The organism is Psychrobacter sp. S1-30-MNA-CIBAN-0213 (assembly GCF_040309845.1).
Taxonomy (GTDB): Bacteria; Pseudomonadota; Gammaproteobacteria; order Pseudomonadales; family Moraxellaceae; genus Psychrobacter.
Genome location: NZ_JBEOPE010000002.1, coordinates 327674 through 354648, shown reverse-complemented (window position 1 = coordinate 354648; position 26975 = coordinate 327674). Strand labels below are relative to the sequence as shown.

20 protein-coding genes and 2 tRNA genes are annotated in these 26975 nt (G+C 41.8%); 15 read left to right on the top strand and 7 right to left on the bottom strand.

What is annotated here, in order from left to right; all coding sequences use genetic code 11:
- Positions 1–222 precede the first annotated feature (222 nt).
- Together AAEY87_RS03270 and AAEY87_RS03265 are read left to right on the top strand one after the other, a co-directional pair.
- Positions 223–1305 (top strand): serine hydrolase, encoded by a 1083-nt coding sequence (locus AAEY87_RS03270; RefSeq protein WP_068034842.1) that lies wholly within the window; start codon positions 223–225, stop codon positions 1303–1305.
- Between the two features lie 102 nt (positions 1306–1407).
- Positions 1408–2085, top strand: a complete 678-nt coding sequence (locus tag AAEY87_RS03265; RefSeq protein WP_350655938.1) for a thiamine phosphate synthase — start codon at positions 1408–1410, stop codon at positions 2083–2085.
- A 46-nt stretch (positions 2086–2131) separates the two neighbouring features.
- Here AAEY87_RS03265 and AAEY87_RS03260 read toward each other — a convergent pair whose 3' ends face one another.
- A complete protein-coding gene (locus AAEY87_RS03260; protein ID WP_350655936.1) occupies positions 2132–2461 on the bottom strand; it encodes a TraR/DksA family transcriptional regulator in 330 nt (109 codons plus the stop codon).
- 338 nt (positions 2462–2799) lie between these two features.
- On the opposite strand from AAEY87_RS03260, the gene AAEY87_RS03255 reads away from it, so the two are divergent.
- The 5 genes from AAEY87_RS03255 to ruvB all read left to right on the top strand — a co-directional run bounded on the left by AAEY87_RS03255 (position 2800) and on the right by ruvB (position 8074).
- Positions 2800–4020 carry a phosphoglycerate kinase gene (locus AAEY87_RS03255; RefSeq protein ID WP_350655935.1) on the top strand — a complete coding sequence of 407 codons (1221 nt, stop codon included), beginning with the start codon at positions 2800–2802 and terminating at the stop codon, positions 4018–4020.
- Positions 4021–4325: 305 nt separating this feature from the next.
- Positions 4326–4712, top strand: a complete 387-nt coding sequence (locus AAEY87_RS03250) for a hypothetical protein (RefSeq protein WP_350655934.1) — start codon at positions 4326–4328, stop codon at positions 4710–4712.
- A gap of 435 nt (positions 4713–5147) precedes the next feature.
- A complete protein-coding gene (fba, locus tag AAEY87_RS03245; RefSeq protein WP_350655933.1) occupies positions 5148–6185 on the top strand; it encodes a class II fructose-bisphosphate aldolase in 1038 nt (345 codons plus the stop codon).
- 118 nt (positions 6186–6303) lie between these two features.
- Positions 6304–6924 carry a Holliday junction branch migration protein RuvA gene (ruvA, locus tag AAEY87_RS03240; protein WP_068034848.1) on the top strand — a complete coding sequence of 207 codons (621 nt, stop codon included), beginning with the start codon at positions 6304–6306 and terminating at the stop codon, positions 6922–6924.
- A gap of 172 nt (positions 6925–7096) precedes the next feature.
- Complete coding sequence (gene ruvB / locus AAEY87_RS03235; protein ID WP_068039014.1) at positions 7097–8074, top strand: Holliday junction branch migration DNA helicase RuvB; 978 nt, start codon at positions 7097–7099, stop codon at positions 8072–8074.
- A 98-nt stretch (positions 8075–8172) separates the two neighbouring features.
- Here ruvB and AAEY87_RS03230 read toward each other — a convergent pair whose 3' ends face one another.
- From AAEY87_RS03230 to AAEY87_RS03210, 5 genes are all read right to left on the bottom strand, one after another.
- A complete protein-coding gene (locus AAEY87_RS03230) occupies positions 8173–9615 on the bottom strand; it encodes an FAD-binding oxidoreductase (protein ID WP_350655932.1) in 1443 nt (480 codons plus the stop codon).
- Between the two features lie 214 nt (positions 9616–9829).
- Entirely contained in the window at positions 9830–11491 is a 1662-nt protein-coding gene (locus tag AAEY87_RS03225) for an ABC1 kinase family protein (protein WP_350655931.1), read from the bottom strand.
- A 72-nt stretch (positions 11492–11563) separates the two neighbouring features.
- Positions 11564–12271, bottom strand: a complete 708-nt coding sequence (locus AAEY87_RS03220) for a ubiquinone biosynthesis accessory factor UbiJ (protein WP_350655930.1) — start codon at positions 12269–12271, stop codon at positions 11564–11566.
- An 88-nt stretch (positions 12272–12359) separates the two neighbouring features.
- Positions 12360–13475 carry a bifunctional demethylmenaquinone methyltransferase/2-methoxy-6-polyprenyl-1,4-benzoquinol methylase UbiE gene (ubiE, locus tag AAEY87_RS03215; protein ID WP_350655929.1) on the bottom strand — a complete coding sequence of 372 codons (1116 nt, stop codon included), beginning with the start codon at positions 13473–13475 and terminating at the stop codon, positions 12360–12362.
- 164 nt (positions 13476–13639) lie between these two features.
- A complete protein-coding gene (locus AAEY87_RS03210; protein WP_068326409.1) occupies positions 13640–14353 on the bottom strand; it encodes an FFLEELY motif protein in 714 nt (237 codons plus the stop codon).
- Between the two features lie 317 nt (positions 14354–14670).
- On the opposite strand from AAEY87_RS03210, the gene AAEY87_RS03205 reads away from it, so the two are divergent.
- Positions 14671–16413, top strand: coding sequence for an ATPase (locus AAEY87_RS03205; protein WP_350655973.1), 1743 nt, complete (start codon positions 14671–14673; stop codon positions 16411–16413).
- Between the two features lie 721 nt (positions 16414–17134).
- Entirely contained in the window at positions 17135–18742 is a 1608-nt protein-coding gene (locus tag AAEY87_RS03200) for an inorganic phosphate transporter (RefSeq protein WP_068034856.1), read from the top strand.
- 179 nt (positions 18743–18921) lie between these two features.
- Here AAEY87_RS03200 and AAEY87_RS03195 read toward each other — a convergent pair whose 3' ends face one another.
- Entirely contained in the window at positions 18922–20577 is a 1656-nt protein-coding gene (locus AAEY87_RS03195) for an aminotransferase class I/II-fold pyridoxal phosphate-dependent enzyme (protein WP_350655928.1), read from the bottom strand.
- Between the two features lie 651 nt (positions 20578–21228).
- Here AAEY87_RS03195 and msrB point away from each other — a divergent pair.
- The 6 genes from msrB to AAEY87_RS03165 all read left to right on the top strand — a co-directional run bounded on the left by msrB (position 21229) and on the right by AAEY87_RS03165 (position 26079).
- Entirely contained in the window at positions 21229–21654 is a 426-nt protein-coding gene (gene msrB, locus AAEY87_RS03190; RefSeq protein WP_068326416.1) for a peptide-methionine (R)-S-oxide reductase MsrB, read from the top strand.
- A 66-nt stretch (positions 21655–21720) separates the two neighbouring features.
- Positions 21721–22209 (top strand): glutathione peroxidase, encoded by a 489-nt coding sequence (locus tag AAEY87_RS03185; protein WP_350655927.1) that lies wholly within the window; start codon positions 21721–21723, stop codon positions 22207–22209.
- Between the two features lie 376 nt (positions 22210–22585).
- Positions 22586–22661, top strand: a tRNA-Val gene (locus AAEY87_RS03180).
- Positions 22662–22710: 49 nt separating this feature from the next.
- Positions 22711–22787 (top strand) — tRNA-Asp (locus AAEY87_RS03175).
- A gap of 576 nt (positions 22788–23363) precedes the next feature.
- Positions 23364–23693: a hypothetical protein gene (locus AAEY87_RS03170; RefSeq protein WP_350655926.1), complete on the top strand. Its 330-nt coding sequence runs from the start codon at positions 23364–23366 to the stop codon at positions 23691–23693.
- A 94-nt stretch (positions 23694–23787) separates the two neighbouring features.
- Positions 23788–26079: a tyrosinase family protein gene (locus tag AAEY87_RS03165; protein ID WP_350655925.1), complete on the top strand. Its 2292-nt coding sequence runs from the start codon at positions 23788–23790 to the stop codon at positions 26077–26079.
- Positions 26080–26975 lie beyond the last annotated feature (896 nt).

The window sequence follows — 26975 nt, the reverse complement described above, 5'->3', positions numbered from 1 at the left end:
TTAATCAATATTACATGAACCCAAAGCAACTGTAGTAATCTTCGTACATGTACAAAAAAATCTCATGAAGTCAGGCCGATACATTAAACTTAAATGCAAACCATGATACACTAAAAGTACAAAAACTCTATACGAGTGTCTACAAACACAATCAGAAACGCTACGTTTATCAATTGCATATGATAATCTGCAATTGACGCGATACCAACAGCAGGGGGAATAATGAAACATTTACCATTAACCAAACAGCAATTAGTCGCTGCCATGATTTCGTTAAGCTTAGGCAGTGCTGCACAAGCTGCGCTTAGTATTAATGGTAGCCCTGAGTCTAGCGCACGCGTCAGTTGGGGTGGGGCGGATAGCTTATCAGAAGCACGCAACATTATGTATAGCTCTAAAAGCTCTACTACTCCTATCAAAAAAGTGGATAACGGCTACGGTACTACTAATATTACTAATGCTAACAGTTATGGCAGTAGCAGTAACAGCTATAACAATACTTATAACACCACTTACCGTGGCGGTTTTGGTAGTAGCGATATGCTACCAATCAGCACAGACTCGCGTAGTGTCGCAGTCATAGATGTCGAGACTGGAAAGTCTATATACGAAAAAGATGCAGATATCGCGCGTCCTATGGCAAGTATTACTAAAGTAATGACAGCCATGGTTGTCTTAGATGCTGGTCTTGATATGCGTGAAGAAATTACGCTTGATCCAGAAGACTTTGTAGGTCCTAAGCGTGCAAGCTCACGTTTGAAATCAGGCGATCGCATGAATCGCGCTGAGATGCTACTCATGGCTTTGATGAAATCTGAAAATCCTGCCGCTAAAAGCCTAGCACGTAACTATCCAGGTGGTTATGATGCCTTTATGCGGGCGATGAACCGTAAAGCTCAAGAGCTGGGTATGACCACAGCATACTTTGGAGATCCAACAGGTCTTGATAAGCGTAATGTTGCATCATCAAATGACTTAGTAAAAATGGTACGTGCTGCGGGTAACTATGATGTTATTCGTCGTTTTTCTACTACCAAAAGCTACGACTTTTACGTTGCCAACTATTCAAGTGGTAACCGCACCTATAAAGCCAGCAATACGAGTAGCCTTGTGCGCTCAGGAGATTATCCAATTGGTATCTCTAAAACAGGTTTTATTAATGAAGCTGGTCGTTGTGTAGTTATGGAGACTCGTGTCAACAACCGCCCTGCTATTATCGTAATTTTAGGTGCTAACAGCTCGGCAACTCGTTGGGGTGATGCTAAGAATATTCTAACCAGCTTAGCCACACGCCGTACAGTATAGGATATTTATCTAAACTGCTGTAAACCATAGTTTGTAGACAAAAGAGGCTGTTATTTAATATAACAGTCTTTTTTTTGGCTTAATTAATCTTAAGGATGATTTATGACTGAACAATCAGCTGTAACTTCAGAGCGAGCAGCGCCTATGCTGTATCTGCTTACTAATGATGATGAATTTGATTTGCTTTATGCTAAGTTAGAGGTAGCTCTAGCGACAGGCGTAATAGGGTTGCTACAAATCAGACGCAAGCAAGTATTGGCTCAGACTCATGGTCAAAAAAAGTTATATGACGAGGCGCTAAAGATAGTAGCACTAGCAAATCTATACGAAGTACCAGTAGTTATAAATGATGATATCGCTTTAGCAATCAAGCTTGGAGTAGGGGTGCATCTTGGACAACAAGATGGTGCTATTAGTGAGGCTAAACGACAATTGGAGTCTAATCAGATTATTGGCCGCACTTGTCATGGAGATGTAGCGTTAGTAGAAGAAGCAAGGTCTGCAGGCGCAACTTATGCGGCAATGGGTGCTATATTTGCATCATCTACTAAACCTCATGCCGATACTATCTCTCGTCAACAGCTTATAGATGGCTGCCAACAGATTATTCATAACGACATTGAACTTTGTGTCATTGGTGGTTTGACAGTCGAAAATATTGTTCAACTAAAAGGGTTACCCATCGCTTATATTGCGGTAGTTGGTGACATTTTAGACTTGCCAGTAGATTCAATTGCGCAGCGCTGTCAAGAGTGGCAGCAGGCGCTTACCGATTGGTAAATACCTGCCCATAAGATTGATGATTTATAGTGTATGGAGAAAAGTTTTACACAGCATGATCCATACATAAGGTAGCGTAAGGCAAGGCTTCTAAGCGCTTTTCTTCTATTGGTTCACCGCACACCTCACATTCACCATAAGTACCGTTTTCGATACGACTCAGGGCATTCTCGACATAAACAAGACTTTGCCGTGCTTCAACCATTAAATTTTTACGCATATCATTTTGACGATATGATATTGCCTGATCATCCCAGTGTTCGTTCAAATCATCTTGTGGATGCTGAATATGATCTTCTATTTTATCAATGCGAGTTTCATACTCTTCTTTTAATTTTAGTAAATTTTGTTTGGCAACATCAAAGTCAATGCTCATTATAATCTCCTAATGGGTTATTGTTATTTTCTATCGGGTTATCATTTATCAAGTGATCGAAAGTCAGATAGTGCTTTATAGTAAAATGAACCGTTACTAAGTGCCACCACGAAATGTTAATGGGCTTCTAAAAAATGTCTCTAAATTATGATGGTATCCTGAATAGCAGGCGCCAAATATTATGCATCTGAGATTTTTACTAAAAATTTACTGTAATACTTGTTTCTTGCCTAGAATGAGCAAGCTCTATTGTATAAACTACGGCTCATATGATATTGGCGGTTAATTTAACTTCATAAAACGATAGACAAAATAATCCATATAGCCTAGGAGCGGTAATGAATTTTTTACGTATGAGTGAGCTGACGTTAACGGACAAAGTAGTATTGATTCGTGAAGACCTAAATGTTCCTATCAAAGATGGTAAAGTGACAAGCGATGCACGTCTGCAGGCCAGCATGCCAACTATCAAAATGGCGTTAGATAAAGGGGCGGCAGTAATTGTATGCTCACATCTAGGACGTCCAACAGAAGGTGAGCCTGAGTCCAAGTATTCTCTCGCTCCAGTTGCTGATTACTTGACAGACAAGCTGGCTGGGCAGATAAAAAAGCCTGTAATGCTTAATAATAATTATCTTGGTGAAGGCGTCTCTATTAAAGCTGGTGAAGTGGTTTTATTGGAAAATGTCCGTTTTAATAAAGGTGAAAAAAAGAATGATGCTGTGCTGGCAGAAGCTTATGCAAGCTTGTGTGACGTGTTTGTGATGGACGCATTTGGTACTGCTCACCGTGCACAAGCCTCCACTGAAGGGGTGACTAAAGCAATGCGCCAAGCAGGTAAGACTGTGTGCGCTGGACCATTGCTCGCAGCTGAACTCGATGCATTGAGTCTAGCCCTTGAGACTCCAGCACAACCGATGTTAGCGATTGTTGGTGGCTCAAAAGTATCTACTAAACTTGAAGTTCTTCATAGCTTAGCAGAAGTTTGTACCCAAATCATCGTTGGTGGAGGTATTGCCAATACTTTCTTAGCCGCACAAGGTCATAGTGTAGGTGCATCGCTACATGAAGCTGACTTGGTCGATACTGCTCGTCAAATTATGACCAAGACTGATATTCTGCTGCCTGAATTTGTAGTCGTCGCTGATAAAAACGATATTGATTTTGATGACTTTGTAGGCTCATTGCAACAAGCGAAAGCTACTGTTAAAGCGGTAGATAATATTGGTGCCGATGATATGATATTGGACATTGCGCCGCAAAGTGCTAAACAATTAGCCAAGGCTATTATTGATGCTAAAACTATCCTTTGGAACGGTCCAGTTGGAGTGTTTGAAGTGGATGCTTTTGGTGCTGGTACTGAAATTTTGGCAACAGCAGTACAAGATAGTAACGGGTTTTCGATAGCTGGCGGTGGTGATACTCTAGCTGCAATTGATAAATACCAAGTTGCTGATGGCGTAAGCTACATGTCTACAGGCGGTGGTGCATTTTTAGAATTTGTCGAAGGTAAAGTTTTGCCTGCGGTAGCTGCATTACAGATTAAAGAACTAAAATAGTTATTCGAACAAAACAACAGTTCTGAAAAGTAACAGGATTATTACAGGTTAATAACTAATTATTAATATAAGTAACAACAATAGTAACATTACGCGTACAAATGAAATTCAACATTTAGGGTAGGCTGTAGGGATATTGTCAGCTTGAGGTATACCAATTAGTATGCAGCGCTGACGATTGAGGATTATTATTAAGCAGTTATTATTTGTTAATATACTGAAAATTGTTATTGCATGTCTTATTTGCTATCTATAAAATAGCGCAATCATGTATTCTGACATGCACCATTTACAAGAGGTTTATTATGTTAAAACGTCATTTGTTACTTGCTAGCGTACTTGCTGGTACTTTTGCAGTCACTGCATGTAGCCAACAAACTGAAGACCAAACCGAAGCTGCTGTTGAGTCTGCTGGCGATGATGCCGCTGCTAACACTGAAGAAGCTGCAGCTCAAACTGAAGCTGCTGCTCAAGAAGCTGAAGTTGCTGCTCAAGAAGCTGGTACTGAAGTTGCTGAGAGTGCTGAAACTGCTGGTGCTGCCGCTACAAATGCGCTAGAAAATACTGGTGATGCTATTGCTGAAGGTACTAACAAAGCTGTTGAAGGTACTGCTTCAGCTGTAGCTGATGGTGCTAACGCTGTTGCTGATGGCGCGAACGATATTGCTGTTGATGCAGAGCAGCAATACTAAGCAAATTAGCAGCTAGTTTATTCATTGATAGGTAAGCCATTAAACTAGTAATTGCTTTATAAGCCTCCAGAATATTAAAAAGCCTTGATAATAATCAGGGCTTTTTTGCGTTTGCTATTTTAATTGTATCTTGCACAGTAGCTTAGCGTGGACGTTAACTGCTTATAGAACCTGCCAGACAGATAAATACTAATGCAACCGCTACGAGATGTAGGTAAATTTTGCTATAATCACCCCGCTATGATTTTGATTGCTATACATAGTTGTCATTATCTATACGCAAAGTCTATGTTTAATGCTAAATAACCATTAAGTCGACATTCACTTTTCGAAGCTAAATCTATTTTGTGACCTGCACATGCTTTTAGTAGCATGATGTTTTTGACAGTATTCAATAATAGTATCATTTTTTAAAAACCAACCAGAGAGCGTTTTATGGCCTTAATTTCGTTACGTCAACTTTTAGATCATGCTGCTGAGCACAACTATGGTGTTCCCGCATTTAACGTAAATAACTTAGAGCAGATGCGAGCGATTATGATGGCGGCGGATGCTTGTGATTCACCTGTCATTGTACAAGCCAGTGCCGGTGCACGCAGTTATGCAGGGTCAGCTTTTCTACGTCATTTAATTATTGCTGCTATTGAAGAATGGCCACATATCCCAGTTGTCATGCACCAAGATCATGGTATGTCACCAGCTATTTGCCAACGCTCAATCCAGCTTGGATTTTCATCAGTAATGATGGACGGCTCTTTAGGTGAAGATGGTAAAACGCCAATGGACTATGACTATAATGCTAGCGTTACGCGCGAAGTAGTCAAACTTGCACATGCTTGTGGTGTGTCTGTAGAAGGGGAAATTGGTTGCCTGGGCAGTCTCGAGACAGGTATGGCTGGTGAAGAAGACGGTTCTGGTGCAGAGGGAATTCTCGATCATGAGCAGCTGCTGACCAGTGCTGACGAAGCTGAGCAGTTCGTAAAAGACACCAATGTCGATGCTTTGGCGATTGCGATTGGTACCAGTCATGGTGCTTATAAATTCACGCGTCCACCAACAGGCGATATCTTATCTATTGAGCGGGTGAAAGAGATTCACGCGCGTATTCCTAATACGCATCTTGTCATGCATGGTTCTTCATCAGTACCCCAAGAATGGTTAAAAGTAATCAATGAGCACGGCGGTGATATTGGCGAAACCTACGGCGTGCCAGTTGAGCAAATCGTTGAAGCGATCAAGCATGGTGTACGTAAGGTAAATATCGATACTGATTTACGTTTGGCATCGACTGGTGCTATCCGTCAATTTTTAGCAGAGAATCCTAGCGAGTTTGATCCACGTAAATATTTCAAAGCTTCTATGGTGGCGATGTCAGATATCTGTACCAATCGCTTTGAAGCCTTCGGTTCTGCTGGACAAGCGCATAAGATTCGTCCGATTAGCCTTGAAGGCATGGTTGATTTTTATCAGTAAGCGAACCTAATAAATAGTTTGGCTTAGGCTTCGTTTAAAGGGCATTAGGAATACTGTTTAGAATAATGCCTTTTGAGCGAAAGTCGCTTATTCGATTGTTAATGACAGGTGATGGATTATGATTGGACTGATTACTGGACAGGTACAATATTTAATGGCACCAACAGCTTGTATCATGACCACCTCCGGTGTAGGTTATGATATTGAGCTACCATTGCCATCATTTTGTCAGCTGCAGGTAGAGCAGCAAGCAAGTATTTGGACGCATTTTCATGTGCGTGAAGATGCTCAGCTGCTGTACGGGTTTATAGATCGTAAAGAGCGTGATGTCTTTCGGCAACTCATTAAAATTAATGGTGTTGGTGCTAAAATGGCGCTAGCGATGCTATCTGCTATGTCAGCGGCTGAGTTAAAAATGCATGTCGAGCAGGACTCGGAGGCAGCACTTACTCGTATACCGGGTATCGGCAAAAAAACAGCACAACGCTTATTAATTGAGCTTAAAGATAAGCTGAAAAATATCGAAGTCGATAATAGTAATTTAGAGTTTGCTATTCAGCCAGTTGCTGTATCTCACGAAGGCAGTATCATTGCCGAAGTGGAAGGCGCATTGATAAGCTTGGGGTATAAAGAAAAAGAAGCTCAGCAAGCGATTAAAGCTGCTAAAAGTAATGGTGATGTTTTTGCTGACACGCAAGGCTTATTAAAGGCGACCCTGCAGCAATTATCTGGTTTCTAAGTTAATTTGTTCAGATTTGATATTATTATAATTAATCTATAAACACTTTTAAGTAAGCGACACTAGTTGTCGCTTATTTTTGTTTTAATGCTTAGTTTAAGACGTTTTGCATGACTTATCCGCTAGGTTTGGTTATGCTGTTTATTTTCTTAATATAATGATAAAACCTATGATGCAAGACCGCTTAATTAATCCGCTACAAGGAGCAGATGATGCTCCGGATAGCAATATTCGCCCTGCATTGCTGTCTGAATATATTGGTCAGCCGGTCGTGCGTGAGCAGATGGAAGTCTTTATTGGTGCAGCGCGAGGTCGTGATGAGGCGCTGGATCACACTTTAATTTTTGGTCCACCCGGTTTGGGTAAGACTACGCTTGCCAATATTATTGCTCGCGAAATGGGCGGTAATCTGCGTTCAACATCAGGGCCTGTGCTTGAGCGTCCAGGTGATTTGGCGGCCATGCTGACCAATTTAGAAGCGGGTGATGTGTTATTTATCGATGAAATTCACCGTTTGAGTTCGGTCATCGAAGAGATACTTTATCCAGCAATGGAAGATTTTCAGCTCGATATTATGATTGGCGAAGGGCCTGCAGCACGCTCTATCAAGCTTGATCTGCCACCGTTTACTTTGGTTGCGGCAACCACACGAGCAGGATTATTGACCTCGCCATTACGGGATCGCTTCGGTATCGTTCAGCGTCTTGAGTTTTATAATATTGCTGATTTGACGACCATTGTTACGAGAGCAGCGCGTCTAATGCGAGTGCCAATGAGTGGAGATGGCGCTATCGAGATTGCTCGCCGGGCTCGAGGTACACCAAGGATTGCTAACCGTTTGCTACGCCGAGTCCGTGACTATGCTGAAGTTAGAGGGGATGGCAGTATAGATGGGATGATTGCTGCCAGTGCACTTGATATGCTGGCAGTCGATAGACGCGGCCTAGATCATCTTGATAGACGTTATATTGAAATCTTGCATGAACGTTTTGATGGTGGTCCAGCTGGCGTTGAAGCGATAGCTGCAGCGATGGCCGAAGATCGTGGCACACTTGAAGATGTGATTGAGCCATATTTGATTCAGCAAGGCTATGTATTACGCACAGCGCGTGGTCGCGTATTAACGCAAATGGCGATTGATCAGATGTAATGATTAATTAGATGTAATATAGTTAATTTGGCTTGCTCAGTTAAAAATGCGCCTACTTTATCGATTTAAAGTAGGCGCATTTTTTTGTCCTAGTTTATTTATGCTTCTACTACTTCTTGTGTTTCTACTATTAAAGGTTGAGGCCATATTTTACCGGGATTCAGGATGTTATTGGGATCAAGAGCGGATTTTATGGCTTGCATTAGCGGTATGGCGTTGCCGTGTTCTTGATCCATATATTTCTGCTTACCTTGCCCGATTCCATGCTCACCAGTGCAGGTGCCATCCATCTCGATAGCGCGCGTGGCTAGACGTCCGATGATATCTTCAGCCTTTGCAACCTCTACTGGATCATCGGCATTAACCAGTAATAAGACATGGAAATTGCCATCGCCGACATGACCGACCATAGGGCCAATCATTCCAGCGTCTTCTATATCTTTTGCGGTGGCGCTGACGCATTCAGCTAAGCGTGAAATAGGGACACAAGCATCAGTAGACAGAGCTTTGGCTTCTGGGCGTAGAGCTGAGCTGGCATGATAAGCATTATGCCGCGCTTGCCACAGACGTTTACGCTCAGCTTCATTGGTATCCCAGACAAAGTCCGTACCACCGAACTCTTCAATAATATCGTTAAAAGTTTGTGCCTGTTCGCGTACGCCCGCTTCAGTACCATGAAACTCTATAAATAACGTTGGCGTCTCAAGTAAATCAAGGTTTGCGTACTGATTACAGGCTTTTATCTGCAAGGCATCAAGTAATTCAATCCGCGCGATAGGCAGGCACATCTGGATGGTGAGCATCACGGCCTGACAGGCGTCTTCAATCGTTGGAAAATGACAGAGTCCGCTACCGATACTTTCACTAAGCCCAAACAGTTTGAGCGTGACTTCAGTGACGATACCAAGCGTACCTTCAGAGCCTATCATCAAGCGTGTCAAGTCATAACCTGCGGCAGACTTTTTAGCACGCGTGCCTGTTCGAACAATCTCTCCGGTCGCCGTAACGACTTCAAGCGCGAGCACTACATCTTTCATCGTGCCATAGCGTACTGCGTTAGTGCCTGAGGCGCGGGTCGCAACCATACCACCAATACTAGCATTGGCACCTGGGTCTATAGGGAAGAATAAGCCTGTATCACGTAAATAATGATTCAGCTGCTCACGCGTGACCCCAGGCTGTACGGTAACGGTCAAATCTTCATTATTGACTTGCAAAATAGCATCCAGCGCATGCATATCGATAGAGAGTCCACCATAAGGGGCGTTTAATTGTCCCTCAAGTGAAGAGCCAATACCAAAAGCAATCACTGGCATTTTATGTTGATTGCAAATCGCTACCGCTTTAGCAACGTCATGTTTATCATGAGCAGTTAACACAGCATCTGGTGGCTGGTTAGCAAGCCATGTCATCGTATGTCCATGTTGTTCACGTACAGTCAGATTGACACTGAGCTGCTCACCAAACTGAGCTTGTAGCTCAGCAATAGCCGCGCTGTGATCCGGTTTAGTCGGTGTGGTATTAACTTGAGAGTGGGGCATAGATAATCCCTATCAATAGAGCAGATTGAATTAAATAAGGTTTTGAATAAGAGATATTAAAATCAGCTAAGCAAGCAAGCCAGCTAAGCAAATAAGCTGAGACGAATGCTCAATAGCTGAGTAACCGCATACTCATGCTATAAGCATACGTCTAATGAGCTATGGTTGTATACGAGAATATTTTTTTAATAGCTCTAAGCTAAGATGCATAGCTTTAAGCTAGGATGCGCCAAACAACTGCTAGCATTGCCAAAATATAAAAGACAGGTGACAACCAGCCGACTACTTGCGTTGCAATGGCGATAAATAGCCCAAATCCTGCTAATGCTAACCAGTCACGGCGGCGATCATTGAGCATATCTGCGCGTATCTGCTGAATCTCACGTAACTGACTGTCTTGACGTGAGCCTTGTGAAGCTAGACTTTGCAGACCTTGATCTAGTAGTTTTGGAATATCAGTACTGGATAATAAAATCTCTGGTAGCTGGGCGCGGAGCTGTTGGAAATTGCGCATAGGGTCAAGCTGTTCTTTAATCCAGCTGCTCAGGATAGGCTTAGCCAGTGACCAAATATCCAAATCTGGATATAAATCACGACCAAGGCCTTCAACATGTACCAATGTTTTCAAAAGTAGCATAAGCTGAGGAGGAATACTCATATGATGGCGACGGGCAATATCTAAAATTTGCATCAAGACGCCAGCAAAATCGATCTCATTGATAGACTTTTGCAGCATCGGGCCAACGGTGCGCTTCATGTCACGCATCAAGGTATGTTTATCAGTATTCGGTGGGATCCATCCAGCACGGCTGACGATATCAACCATAGCAGTGAAGTTGTTGTTCATCACTGCTAACAGCATGCGCGCTACAATCAGTTGGTCATCTTTTGATAAGGTGCCCATGATGGCGCAATCAAGACCAATATAGCGGGGCTCATGGCCGAGATTGACCGCTTGCGTATGACTGTCTAGCGTCTTAACAGGCGGGGTCTCTACGAATACATTACCCGGATGCATATCGGCATGAAAGAAGTTATCACGAAAGACTTGGGTGAAAAATATCGTGAGGCCTTTTTCTGCTAATGCTGCTCGATCATAGCCTAGCTGATCAAATATATGAATTTGTGAGATCGGTACGCCTTGAATGCGCTCCATGACCATGACGTTTTTGGCCGCGTCATAGACCTCAGGCACATACATCAATGCAGAACCCAAAAAGTTGTTACGCATTTGGGTGGTATTATCTGCCTCTAAAGTTAAATCCAGCTCGTTGAGCATGACTTGCCGATAGTCTTCAACGATATCGATGATATGTATCGCACGTGCCGCTTCAATTCGTGCCGATGCCCAATTAGCAAGTTCACGCAGCAGCTCAAAGTCTGAAATGATAGTAGTGCGGATATCAGGGCGGACGACCTTTACCACGACTTCACGGCCATCTGTCAGTGCAGCGGTATGCACTTGAGCAATGGAGGCAGCAGCTAAGGGCTTGACATCAAAGCGCGCAAATAGCGCCTCAATAGACTGACCAAGACCATGTTTTGTATCTTGAATTTGAGCGATGGCAGTATCAGCGTCAAAGGGTTTTACTTTATCTTGCAATTGAACAAGTTGTTCGATAATTTCAGGTGGCACTAAATCGCGACGAGTAGAGAGGAGCTGACCGAGTTTTAAAAATAGCGTACCCATATCCTCTAGCGCATATTTCACCGCATTTGGCTGGTGCTTTTTGCCCCAAGCAGCTGGATGCATACGAATTAAGCGCACAAGAGGCTGTAATTGCGGAGACTCTTCAACGGTAAAATGAGTATCTATGCGGTAGCTTGCAGCGATACGCCAAAGCTCAAGTAAACGGGCGCGATGAGATAATAGCATGGGTGATAGTTACTCTAAATAATAAGGCTAGATAAGGATACAGATGGATAAATGAGGCAAGATAAATCATGCTCATCTATTGGTTAAGCGTGCTTGTTCAGCTTTAATCGCTGCTAGCCGTGCCTCTTCGCGCTCGACATCAGCACGCAGCTTAAGGATTTGCTGCTTAAGACTATCTGCTTCTGCTTTTTCAGCAGGGTCAGGGGCGCTATTGCCCGCCACATCATTTGCCCAATCACTTACATCATCAAAGGCACGCTTGGCAGTATGGCGAAAGCTGCCTTTAAGATGAGATATAAGTAGCTGTAACTGGCTGGCCATTGGTTTGCCAATGAAAGGCTCGAGCTGACCGGCGATATCAGGATCAAATCCAGCAACCAGTTGTTTGAGCTGCATCAAAACCTTGTAGTCGCCATCAATGGGCAGATTGCCTTCAGCGCCGCGCATCAAGTTGAGTAGTTGTGCAGGATTTTCAACGTTGATAGTGCAGTCTGGGCTACTATGACCAATACGCCCCATATGTATATCTGCTTGCTGACGCTCGTCAGAATTTCTGCCAACGCTTTGTCCACGTGGTTCAAACACACTATTAGCAGTAATAGGTTCAAAACGCAGATGCTCATGGTTGAATAGAATATCTAATTGTATCTTAGGCATCACCATATTTAACCGCAGCACTTTACCAGCAAGCGGTACAAGACCAGCTTGAGTAATCTCATCGCTAGCAATAGCCATATTAATGAGCTTTTCGGCACTTGCCAAAAGTAATACCGTTAGCATAATACTCTCACATATTCAAAATGATTATAGTCATGTTGCAGCATTGTCAGCACTGGTTTTAGTGTTGAGTTCTATTGAACAGCATTTGCTATGCCTTAAAACCTCTATGCACAGCAACAATACCGGCCGTTAAATTATGGTAATCACAATTTTCAAAGCCAGCTTGTTCCATCATCTGCTTTAAGGTTTGCTGATCAGGATGCATGCGAATCGACTCTGCTAAGTACTGATAGCTTTCAGCATCGTTGGCCACAAGTTTGCCCATAAGTGGTAAGGCAGTAAAAGAGTACAAATCATAAGCTTTAGATAACGGCTCAAAGATAGGCTTTGAGAACTCTAAAATTAATAAACGACCGCCTGGCTTTAGTACACGGTACATTGAACGTAATGCCGCATCTTTATCGGTGACATTGCGTAGACCGAAGCTGATCGTCAATAAATCAAAGCTCTCATCTTCGAATGGAGCAAGCGTTTCGGCATTGGCAAGGACGAAGTCAACGTTGTTGCAACCAGCGTTAATCAAGCGCTCACGACCAACTTCAAGCATGGCTGCGTTGATATCTGATAAGACCACATGACCATTACGACCGACTTCGCGGCTAAAGACTTTGGCCAAATCACCAGTACCACCAGCAATATCGAGTACATGCTGACCAGCACGTACGCCAGACAAGCTAATGGCAAAGCGCTTCCAAAGACGATGAATACCAAAAGACATCAAATCGTTCATGATGTCGTATTTTTTGGCAACCGAAGTGAACACGTCAGCCACGCGCGCTTGTTTTTCAGCTTTATTAACAGTTTTATAACCGAAGTGAGTCTCTTCTGCACCATCGGTATCAGGTGTATGTGGGTTATTAATATCATCACGTTGGTTAAAGGCAGCTTGCTTTGCCGCTTGTGTATTTGAGGACTGCGCTGAAGTTTTACTCATTTCATTATTGTTTGGCATAGTAGTTTGCTGACCTTGCGGCGTTCCTGTCGGTAAATCTTGTACTTGCGTGAAGTCGCTATTATTGGTATTTGCTGTGACTGTACTATTTGATACTGAATTATTAATCGATGTATTGTGAGTAGGGTTCTGACGAGCTTGAGCCTTCGAGCTAATGTTTTTAGTATGAGCAATACTATCTTTGACTAATTTATCTTGGATATGGCCGTTTGTAGTGAACTTGTGATTGGTCTTTTTTAAGGTGTCGGTCATAGAATTATCCTGTGGCTTATTTTTATGTCTATTTGGTAGTGACAATTATTTAATAATAATTATTATCTTTCCAAATGTAAAAGCATTTTGCTAGCACTTAAATGATCAATAGTTATTGACCAATATTGTGCGCGCAAAATGCCCAATTCAGTGCCTATTTTAGCCTATGATACAGCAAATACGTCAACGTTGCCGTCACTATCAGTATTGTGAACTTGATCGATAATTTTCAGTTCGCGCTCGCAGAATGGTTCAATAAAACTAGCCACACTTTTGAGAGGTTTCATCGCTGTAAAACCTGCATCGATAAAGTCGTATAATGGCTGATAGCCACGACTATATGCCGTGCCTTTAGCAAAAGAAAAAGCCTTACGTAACATAAATGAGTTGAGATATTTGTCGGTACGGTAACAGACTTCTTTAAGATTGTTAATCTGAACACGGCGTTCATCTGCTTCATTAACAGCGCGGTAAGCTTTAAGCATATTCTCTTCATTGACTGGTAGATCTTGCTCTAGCAACCATTGCGCCAAGTGCATATCCAGCTCAATCGCCAAAATAGCTGCCTGTACCGCCATAGTACCAGTCTCTAATACGGACTCTTTGGCAAGTCGCTCAAGCTTTTTCGCTTTTGGAAGAATACGCTCTAGTTGTTTGGCCAATAGCTTGAACTCCTCACCCCCATATAGTTTGGTGAGAAAATAGCTTGCCATCGGCTTGTTGTTTGGCTGCTCAAATAGCTCTGAATGGGTGCGTTGAATACGCGCGCGTTGCCATGCTTGTACGTCATTAAGCTTAGCATGTAATGCTTCATCATCGTGATAAGGTAATGCCCAGTAGCGCGTTAAATGCTGTTGTAATTCAGATAAAGCAGACATAGCAATCCGTCCTGTATAGGTAAATGTGTATTTTCTAAATGGAAATGGCTTTTATTTTAAAGTTATAAATAGTCGTAAATAGCATCGCTAACGTAATATATTACCTTAAAAGAAATTAACACAGAATACAAATGTCAAACTGTTACATAGCACTGTTATTTCCTGCTCAAACGGATGCTATTATTATTAAACAGTAATAATTAATAAAAGCGCTTATAAAAATAAAATGGAATTAAGATATGTCTAATAATAAACAAGATCCTGTTCAGCATAAAGAGCAATCTAAAGATCAGAAGCTAAAAACGGTAAACAATCAAATGAGCAAGCAAGTGATAGATCAGCGTTTGACTCTCAATCCCCTGAGTCAGTTTTCGATGGATAAGGATGCGCTTAGGTTGGCATTGGTGACTGCACAATACGCCTTGCGAGCGACCCGACAACAAACGCCGCCAACCGTCAATAAACCAACCGGGCTTCTGGTGCTGGTCAATGGGATGGAGCAGGCAGGCAAGGGCACTGCTGTCAAGCAATTGCGCCAGTGGGTCGATCCGCGATTATTAAAAGTAGAAGCAACGATTGGTCACCCGCCTCTCAAATACCAACCTATTTGGCAAGCTCATACAAAGGCCATGCCGCGTCATGGTGATGTCATGGTTTATTTTGGCAACTGGTATGCTGACCTGCTATATAACGTGATGCATATGGCAACCGTAGCCATTCAGGATGAGGATATTAAAAAATCAACGCGTAATAAAGGTAAACATTCCAAAGATAAGTGCTCTAAGCATAAAGCTATTAACTACAATGATTCAGATAAACATCAAATGCTACCTATTGCTAAATGGCAAGATTATTTGCAGCAGCAGCTGATTAAGTTGCAGATATTTGAGCGTGATCTAGCGGCGAACCAAACCAAGATACTGAAGTGCTGGTTTCATATTGATGTGGATACCTTGCAGGCACGTTTAAAGGATAAAGAGGCCGATCCACAGTTTTTATATCAAATTGATTGGAGTGATACCGAGATATTAGCGCAGTTTAATCATGTTGCAGTGGCGTTATTAAGGCAACAAGATGACTGGGTCATTATTGATGGTAGTGATAAGTCGCAGGCCGCGACTGACTTTTGTCATGAAGTATTGCAAGCTATGCAGATGGCGCTTGCGAGTAGCGTTCCTGCAGATGATGACAAGGCTACTGACGAAATTACCGATGGAATGGCTGATAAAGCCACTAATGCTAGCGAAAACAACACTAATAACATTAATAACGATAGCGATAACAGCAATCAGAACTTTGCATCTAAAAACCCTGAATCTAGGAATTTTGTACCTGTAAAGATACCTGAGAAGCTTATAGAGATTGATGCTCCAGATGTAGATAAGTCAGATTATAATAAGCAACTTGCGAAGAAGCAGGCCAAGCTTGCAGAGTTACTACGTGCACGCAAGGGTCGTCATGTGGTATTTGCCTTTGAAGGAATGGATGCTGCTGGCAAGGGCGGTGCTATTAAACGGCTTGTCGCACCACTCGATCCACGTGAGTACCAAGTTTATAATATTGGCGCACCGATGTTATATGAGTTGCAGCACCCATATTTGTGGCGATTTTGGACGAGTCTGCCAAATGAGCAGACTGATCGTATAAGCCGTATCGCTATCTTTGATCGTACTTGGTATGGACGAGTATTGGTGGAGCGTGTCGAGGCGTTAACAGACGAGGCAGTTTGGCAGCGCGCCTATGATGAAATTAATCGTTTTGAAGCAGATCTAACAGCAGCAGGAACGATTGTTATAAAGTACTGGCTTGCTATCGATAAAAAAGAGCAGTTAAAACGTTTTGAAGATCGCCGCGAGACCCCGCATAAGCAATTTAAACTAACTGATGATGATTGGCGCAACCGTGATAAATGGCCAGACTATGTGCAAGCAGCGGCTGATATGCTGGCACGTACTGATACAATCGATACACCGTGGTGCGTAATTGCAACTAACGAAAAGCGTCGTGCACGTTTAGAGGTACTAGACCATGCTATTGCACAACTAAAATCCCGCTCATAGATATTACATTAAGTACGATAGCATTATTACAAAGCAACTGAAAAGAGATTGGGTTTAGAACGTCTTGATATTAATACTTTATATGTTTTCTTTGACAATTCACCGTGAATATTGATAATAGGGCCAACAATAACTGAAGATTCTATATACTCTTATTTAGCCTAAGAAAAAGTAAGCAGTATAAAGACAGCTGATGCAGATATCTTCAGTTACAAATCTTATAGTATCATTATGCATTATGTTCAATTATTTAATATAATAGGCACGTGCTCGCAATGGCTGAATAAGCAATCTGCTAATTTCAGCGCAAAGTTATATTACAAATGGGTTATTAGCCTTATTTAATAGCAATAATTAAGTTGTTAAAATTGACAGTATCATGAACATAGCTATCATGAGTGAATATTTAAGCCGCAAGATGCTTTAATCAAATGATTTAGCGTTATACCTTGCGGCTTAGTAGTATGTTAGACGCTCTAATTTCTATCGCACGTTTATAACGTGAAAAAGTCAATATAATGACAAAAAATCGATAAAAATCTACAAGCCAATAAATTTCTAAAAAAGTACTTAAAGCAGTGCTTCAAAACAGTATTCAAAAGAACCATGTCGCGCATATGATGTCATGATTTTAATCCTCCTCTGACATAGATAGTGTTATGCGTTGCAATGTTATCAATCGCAAGTATTTTCAATCAGCTTACGCAAGGCGTATTAATTTATGGGTATTAGCAGCAGTTCTACAGAGCCGACCAAACCAGTTGGCAATATGAGAATCAATCTATTTTTTGCTATTTTACTGATTGCGATGACCAGCTATTTTTTATGGTGGGGATTCGATTACACCCTGCGTCAACAGACGACGCTATTCATTGTTGCGACGGCTTTTGGTGTCTTCATGGCATTCAATATCGGTGGTAATGATGTCGCCAACTCTTTTGGTACCTCAGTAGGTTCTGGCACCTTGACTATCCCGCAAGCGTTATGTGTGGCAGCGATATTTGAAGTGTCGGGGGCAGTACTGGCTGGTGGTGAAGTGACCGATACTATTCGAAGCGGAATTGTAGATTTAGATGGTCTGAGTGTCACGCCCAATCAGTTCATCTATGTCATGCTTTCAGCTTTGATTGCTGCTGCATTTTGGCTGTTGTTTGCTACGCGTAAAGGCTTACCAGTTTCAACGACGCACTCCATTATCGGTGGGGTTGTTGGTAGTTCCATTGTCCTTGGCATCACTCTGGGCGGTACTGAGATGGCGCTATCAACGGTAGATTGGGGAACCGTTGGAACTATTGCTATCTCTTGGGTATTGTCGCCGCTACTAGGTGGTGTTCTGTCCTACCTCCTATATGGACGGATTAAGAAAAACATCATTGAATATAATGATAAAACAGAGGCACACATTGCGACACTCAAAGGCAATAAAAAAACCTTAAAGCAAAATCATAAAGAGTTTTTAGACGCTCTAACAGAGTCAGAGCAACTCGCTTATACTTCAGCGATGTTACGTGACCAAGAAATCTACAAAGATGATGATTGTATCGTTGAAGAATTAGAAACCGATTATTATAAACGGCTTTATGAAATTGAAAACGAGCGCAGTAACCTTGACACGCTAAAAGCACTCAAACAATGGGTACCTATTATTGCCGCTGCAGGTGGCGCAGTAATGACTTCTCTAGTCGTCTTTAAAGGCTTGAAAAACGTCAATAACGGCTTGACGACCCTGCAGGGTTTTTTAATCATGGGGATGATAGCGGCGTTGGTGTGGCTCGCGACCTTTATCTATACCAAGAGTATCCGTGGTAAACATAAAGAAGACTTGACCAAAGCGACGTTTATTATGTTTAGCTGGATGCAGGTCTTTACCGCATCAGCCTTTGCATTTAGTCATGGTTCAAATGATATCGCTAACGCTGTCGGTCCATTTGCAGCGATCATGGATGTGATTCGTACTAATAGCATTTCTACAGAAGCTGCGGTACCACCTGCTGTGATGCTGACCTTTGGTGTGGCACTTATTGTTGGTCTTTGGTTCATTGGTAAAGAAGTTATCCAAACAGTGGGTACAAATTTGGCAAAAATGCATCCTGCTTCTGGTTTCTCAGCTGAATTGGCTGCCGCTGCTGTGGTTATGGGTGCATCGACGATGGGTCTGCCAGTATCGAGCACCCATACCTTAGTAGGTGCGGTACTGGGTATTGGTATTGTTAATAGAGATACCAACTGGAAACTCATGAAGCCGATTGGTCTGGCTTGGATCGTTACTCTTCCTGCAGCGGCTTCAATGTCTGCAATCAGTTATATCGTATTGGTCAACATTTTTTAATGCTAAGGTTGTAAAGTTGGTAAATCAGACTTTATGAGTTAGGTAAACACAATAAAAAACGCTTATCCGTATTTTGCAGATAAGCGTTTTTTTGTATTCAAGTTAAAGCTGAGTATTTAGAGCGTGACATCAATTAGTCATTTTAAGCCTCACGATCTAGATGATGACATACCCTAGATTTAAGCAGTACCGAATTGCTGGCGTTTTTTGGCAAAGAAGCGATCTAAGCGATCCATAGCGTCTTCTAAATCATGCAGGTTGGGCAAGAACACCACGCGGAAATGATCAGGTGCATCCCAGTTAAAGCCAGTACCTTGCACCATTAATACTTTTTCCTCTAGTAGCAGCTCCATCATAAACTGCATGTCATCCTCTATAGGATAAACGGCAGGATCCATCTTTGGAAAGCAGTAAAATGCGCCTTGAGGCATGGTGCAAGAAATGCCTTTGATAGCATTAAGACGTGAAACAGCCATTTCGCGTTGCTTATGTAAACGTCCTTTTTCTGAAGTTAATTCTTTCATACTTTGATAGCCACCCATCGCGGTCTGAATTGCATACTGTCCTGTGACGTTTGAGCATAGGCGCATGGACGCAAGCATGTCCAAGCCTTCAATAAAATCGCTGGCATGTTGTTTTTTACCAGAAACCATCATCCAGCCAGCGCGAAAGCCTGCAATCCGATGCGATTTAGATAGTCCGTTATACGATAAAATAAGAACCTCATCAGACAAGGTACTCATTGGCGTATGCACCATGTCGTCATAAAGCACGCGATCATAAATCTCATCTGCCATAATGACCAAGTCATGCTCAATGGCAACTTCAATGATTTGTTTGAGGACTTCATCTGAATAAAGCGCACCCGTAGGGTTATTAGGATTGATGACGACAATGCCTTTGGTCTTGCTAGTAATCTTTGATTTGATATCTTCAATATCAGGATGCCAGTTGTCTTCTTCATTACAGCGATAATGCACTGCTGTACCGCCAGCGAGATTGGTTGCTGCTGTCCATAATGGATAATCTGGCATCGGAATCAAAACCTCATCACCATCATTCATCAACGCCTGCATAGTCATGACGATCAGCTCAGAAACGCCATTACCTAAATAGACATCACGCACGTCTACGGCAGATAGCAGGCCTTTTGATTGATAATATTGCAGTACAGCTTTACGTGCCGAAAAAATACCTTGCGAGTCTGAATATCCAGTGGCTTCAGGCAAGTTCATTGCTACGTCGCGCAAGATTTCGTGCGGTGCGCTAAGTCCGAAGGGAGCAGGGTTACCAATGTTTAGCTTTAAAATACGCTGACCTTCTGCTTCCATCTTAGTCGCTGTTTGTAGCAATGGCCCACGGATGTCGTAGCAAACGTTTTGTAATTTAGTAGATTTTTTTAGTGATGTCATAGTATTACTACCTGTAGTTATTTTATTTTTTGAGTCTGCTTGCTGGTCTGTTGATTGTATTGCGCTGCTAGCTTCCTTACTGACAGTTTTTTCTTGTGAATTATAAGATGAATGATGACTGGCTTGAGTATCTGATGGGCTAGCTGGTCTATCGTTGTTAATAGCGTCTTGATTCTTGTCGTCATTCTTTAGGTCGCCACGAAGTAAGTAACCTTCGCTACATCCCAAGATACGTGCGAGAGTTGGCAGTTTGGATGAGACGATACCGTTAGTGCCACGCTCCCAATTGGAGATCGCGCCGCGACTAACTTTTGCACCAGCTTCAGTCATCGCTTGAGCCAATTGCTCAGCAGTAAGACCCTTATCTCGACGCAACTGTACTAAACGTTCGGCTTGTGTCAGCTTGTCCTTAGTATCACTCATAATCGTCCCAGCCTTCTATTTTGTTAGAGCTGTTTTAATGACTCTAATTAGGTGTTTTTAATAAATTAAGATTTTAATTGGTATGGAATTATATTTTCACTGTGTCTATTGCAAGATATTATTGCATTATTTACATGGATGCAAGTTTTTTAACAATTGATAATGCAAGTTATTCTTGCATTAAGTTAAGTGAGAATGTAATGGTAGTTTCAATAAGATTATAAATATCATCATAGCTAACATAGAAATTAGTAATCTGCATTAAATAAACTGGAAATGACACAGGTTCTAATCGTCACATAGTGTTGTTATATTCTTTATAATCATGATGTTATTAAAGTTTTAACTAGCTTATTAGTGTTTACCTCACAGCTCGCATTTTTACGTGTAGATTTGGTAAATGTAGAGAAGGATTTATTGTGTAATCATGGTGAATTGCTATATCTTATTTATCTACTATGCTGAGTACTACATACATTCATTAACAAATACGGGCAGCGGGTTTTAGATACTTGCCTTGAATAACTGGCTTATAACCAACAGATAAAGAACGTTAGATTAGTCTCTTAAAGTGTTCGCAATAGTACTTTATTAACAGGCTAGATAATAATTGGCAGACTAGATAATAAATACTCAAATTAAGGATAGACCATGCAAGACAATCAACTTAGCAAAGAAGAGATCAGCCAGTTAACTGAAGCTGACTGGAAAGAACGCCTGAGCGCCGATGAATATCACGTAATGCGCGAGAAGGGTACAGAACGTCCATTTACTGGCGTTTACAATGATACTGAGGATAAAGGTATCTATCGTTGTAAAGGCTGCGGTGCTAATTTGTTTGACTCTGCGAGCAAGTTTGATGCTAGCTGCGGTTGGCCAAGTTTCGATCAAGGGATCGATAACAGTGCTATTGAAGAGCATGTTGATAATTCATTGGGCATGACTCGTACAGAAGTCACATGTAGCAACTGCGGTGCACATTTAGGTCACGTATTCCCAGATGGGCCAAGTGAAACGACAGGCATGCGCTATTGCATCAACTCAGTTGCTATCGATTTGGACGAAGCAGACAAGTAGAATAAGTACTGTTAAGACGACTACATTTTGCACCATTCAAGTAAGTGATTAAAACAAGGATAGCTGATGAGCACTATTTATGATTTTACGGCTGAGCGTGTAGATGGTACGCAGCAAGCGTTTTCTGACTACCAAGGTAAAGTGCTGCTGCTGGTTAATACTGCCAGCAAATGTGGCTTTACGCCTCAATTTGAGGGTTTAGAAGCACTTTACCAGCAGTATAAAGATCAGGGGTTAATGATCATCGGTTTTCCTTGTAATCAATTTGGTAGTCAAGATCCAGGCACTAATGACGAAATTGGTGCGTTCTGTCAAAAGAACTATGGCGTGACCTTTCCTATGATGGCCAAGATAGATGTCAATGGTGACCATGCTCATCCTATCTTTGAATGGCTTAAAGAACAAAAGGGTGGGGTACTCACAGATGGTATCAAATGGAACTTTACTAAGTTTTTAATCGGTCATAATGGACAGGTAATCGATCGCTATGGACCAACGACCAAGCCTGAATCAATGAAAGCTGATATCGAGCGTGCATTAGTAGCCGCTAAATAGTTTGAATAACTAAAATAGCTTTATATTGCTAAAAATATAAAGCTAATTAAAACAATTGCTTGTCGAATTATTAAGTAATAATGCAAAAAATATGGAATAAAAGGTCAAATAGTATTTGACAGGCAGTTGTAAATCTATATAATACACACCCACAGCAAGGGGCTTTAATTAATAAGTTCTGAGTTGTTAGAAATTATCGTTAAGGTATTTCGATATTAACTAGAGCGTGACTACTTTAGTTAATAAAAGCTTTAGAAAATTCTATTTAAAGAATTTTCTCTTGTAGTAAGATATAGGAAACGAGTTTTATAGAATTTTCAGATACGAAAATTCTCTTGCGCTCGGATGAAGCAGTGCTTCATTTATTCCTCGCTCAGGGTGATTAGCTCAGTTGGTAGAGCGTCTGCCTTACACGCAGAATGTCGGCGGTTCGAATCCGTCATCACCCACCACTTATTAGCAAGTGGACCTGTAGAAAGGTTAAATGCTAATACGACCTAAGCAGCGGTAGTTCAGTTGGTTAGAATACCGGCCTGTCACGCCGGGGGTCGCGGGTTCGAGTCCCGTCCGCTGCGCCATATTTAAAACGAATTTAGACTCTCGAGTTTATCCAAGTTTTGCCCCAAGTATTCATTTACTTGGGGTTTTTTTGTGCTTGATTAATTTGTATAAAATATTGATTTATAAGATTATTTTTTTTATAACTTAATACTTGTCAAAAACTTCTCTCTTGTTATATTCAGTATGTTTTCTCGAAAATGATTTTGTTGTTTTTTATCTTATTAGAGGATTATATTGGCAGATTATGTAATAAAAGATGGTGAAATATTGATATGTATTTATTAACTAAATGTTTTTAGTTATAGCTTATATCGAAAAATTCAGCTTGCGTCGTCTTTGCAAGAAGGTTACTGTTATAGATAATTTATGTATGCCGTTGCTAATTTTCATCTAAATATATCCATATATGCGGATATATTTATCAGATTGTAATAATTGTTCCTCATGCGTCTGACAAAAGTATTTTAGTCAACTGAGCTTATAATAATAATTTTAAATCCAGTGTCGGATTTATTCGGCAGTGAACCAATGATCCATGCTTTTGCAATGTGTAAAAAAACAATTGTACTAAACATCTAAATGGAGAAATTGAAATGATTGAGAATAACAAACCTACCTCAGACAAGAAGTATCCCAAATCCACAGAATATAAAGGACGGAAAATTAAGTTTTCTGATCTGCCAGGCTCTGACTTACCAAGCTCTGACCTAAAGGACAAGGCGGCACTTGAAGTCGAGAAACGCATCGATAAAAGCCAAAAGCACTTACGGAAATTAAAGGTTGAAATTGATAACAAAGCATTTGAAGTCGTAGAGTTAAATGAAGGAATATTTGAGTCCGGTTTACTGCCGTATTCTTCGTACTCATCGCCGGTTGAGTTGGCACAAGACGTGATTGACTACATAACAGAATTTAAAAAATAAACTCTCTTAAAAATACAGTTTATCCAAATTCACACTGCCTGGACCTTTGCTTCAAGCATCTAATTCCAAGCATCTTATAAAGGAATTGTCACTCATGACTTGTAGAAAAAATGTGAATGCTCTGACGACAGAGGAAAAGGCAGCTTTCATCACCGCTATTAAACTTATGAAGGCCGAGGAGTACGTGTACGTCGACAACCCAAACGATGAACCACACGTACGTGCCAGATATCCTAATATAACCAACACCTATGACAAGTATGTACTCGACCATCATATCGCTATGTATACAGGGACCCCAGGAGGGTGGGGGAATGGTTTTTTGACTCGCAATGCAGTGTACCGTGGTCCAGCGTTTTTGCCATGGCAACGTGAGTTTATACGCCGTTTCGAGCTGGACTTGGACAGATTGGTGCCCGGGGTGACTTTGCCATATTGGGACTGGGCGTCAGATGCGGCGGACCCTATTAATGCGGTGGTCTGGACGAATGACCTTATGGGCGGTAACGGATCTGGCGCGAGTAGAGTGGTTCGAAGTGGTCCATTTGCTTATGATGATGCAGATCCGGATAACAGTTGGGTTATTATTAATTATCTTGGACTACCGGACGGCGGATTGGTTCGGAATTTTGGCTCGCGCCGTAACACTCCGAACTTGCCCACTCAAGCGGACATTGACGAAATACAGCAGATTTCCACATATGATAGCGGTAATTTTGATACTAGTAGCGTGGGTTATCGCGGCGCGAACGAAGGACGCATACCTGTCAATGGAAAAACACCTCCGCCTAGTAATACCCATGCTCTCGTACATGAATGGATAGCTGGCTCTATGATGCTTGGCACGTCGCCCAATGACCCGGTGTTTTTTCTGCATCATTGCTTTGTGGATAAATTGTGGGCTGATTGGCAAGCGCTGCATCCAACAGTACCTTATGTACCGGGCAACACGGCAAGCAATAATCTTAACGGTCACCGCTTGAATGACGAGCTTGTTGGTTTGGGTACGCTGATATCTGCAACGTTGGATCACCATGCTATGGGGTACTCATATGATACGGATACGCCGCCTATAGTGACTCCGGTCAACACGACGTTAGTATTTAACGACACCCCTGTGGGTAGCACCGCTGTGCAGGCTGTAACTTTTAACATTAGCACCCCAACTCCTGATAACAGTTTTTGTAGAGATTTGATATTCACTATCACAGCCGGCCCGACAGGCACGGGGTTCGGAACTCCTAACGGCGATAGGGTCGTCGTTAATAGAGACAATACGAATACGGCGCAGGTTTGGTTTTCTTACACGGCTACCAGTGACACTGATCCAGTTACGAGAGAAGCAGAAATTACCAGTGTGCAAACAGGGCAGACGTGGCACATTAGTCTGTCTGCCAATACTGTGGCTGTCAACACCACTAGAAAAAGCGTGAATGATCTGACGACAGAGGAAAAGGCAGATCTCATTACCGCGATTAAGCTCATGAAGGCCGAAGAGTACGTGTACGTTAACAATCCAAACGATCCAGCACACGTACGTACTAGATATCCTAATATAACCAACACCTATGACAAGTACGTACTTGACCACCATATCGCTATGTATACGGCAACACCAGGAGGTTGGGGAGGGGATTTCATGAACCGCAATGCGGCGCATCGCGGTCCATCGTTTTTGCCATGGCATCGTGCGTTTCTACGTCGATTTGAGATGGACTTGGCCAGATTGGTACCTGGGGTAACTTTGCCGTATTGGGACTGGGCAACAGATGCAGCAGATCCTATGAATGCGGCTGTCTGGGCGAATGATCTTATGGGCGGCAATGGATCTGGCGCGAATAGAGTGGTTCAAAATGGCCCATTTGCTTATGATGCAGCAGACATAGAGAATAGCTGGGTTATCATTAATTATTTTGGACTACCTGACGGCGGATTGGTTCGAGATTTTGGCAGTAGTACTCCGAATTTGCCCACTCAAGCGGACATTGACGCAATCCAGCAGATCTCCACTTATGACAGCGCTGCTTTTAATCAAGCCAGTGTAGGTTATCGCGGTGCGAACGAAGGACGTCTGCCTGTCAACGGAAAAACACCTCCGCCCTCCAATATGCATAACCTCGTACATGAATGGGTAGCTGGCTCTATGATGCCTGGCACGTCACCCAATGATCCGATCTTCTTTCTGCATCATTGCTTTGTGGATAAAATATGGGCTGATTGGCAGGCGCTACATCCAACAGTGCCCTATGCACCCAATGACACGGCAAGTAATAATCTCAATAGACACCGCTTAAGCGATGAGCTTTTTGGTTTGAGTACGCTGGTATCTGAGACGCTAGATCATCAAGCTATGGGATACTCGTATGATACGGATAGTATTCCATAGTGACATTGGTCAATAAGCGTCAATGTTTAACGACACGGCTGTAAGTGGTACAGCCGTGTAATCTGAAAATTTTAATATAAGTGCACTCAATTATGACGCTGATAGCGTCGTTAATGATATATAAAAAGCCAAAGGGACGACATAGATCGTCTCTTTGGCTTTTTATGACTTAGCTTTTATAGCTTAGTATTAAGAGTTAGATGATTCTTACTTTTCAATCAGTGTATTTTTCATTGTAAACCTCTTTTCATCTAGCATAGTGCCAATTAGTATAGTGCCAATTAACGTAGTGCCAATGAGCAAGTATCTAATCAATCCATCGACATATAATCCATTACATATGAATGTAGCCTTGACTCATTCTAATCATCATATTTCAACTCAAACAACATTAATCTACTATTAGATTTTCACTTTATATTTGTAAGCACTTCTAAAAATTACATTTAAAAAGAATTATAAGAAATCCTATTAACTAAAATTTAGTTATTGAGTATATTTGTAATTATGAATATATCAAAAAATTAAGTCGAGTTTAGCTTAACTAACAATACTTCTTAAGATATTAATGCAACTCTTATAACCATTTGAAGGCTGGGCATTAGGTGTTCGACCCTCTTTTTCTGTTGCAAATTCTAAAAAACATCAAATCAAATATGGATGGATTTTATCGTCAGGATGCTAATCAAAATCTCTATAGATGGAATCTCATGGGTTTGACAACTCAAATCAGACTGTGTATAGATAAAGGTGATAAACCATTGATGTGATGGATAATTTCCAAGCATTAGTACATTTATTTTGTGTGTTTGGTAATCATTTCTACATCTGCTCGTGCTGCTGACTTTCAGTTGTGATGTCTGCCGCAATGTAAGGCTAAACCAAATAATCGTAAT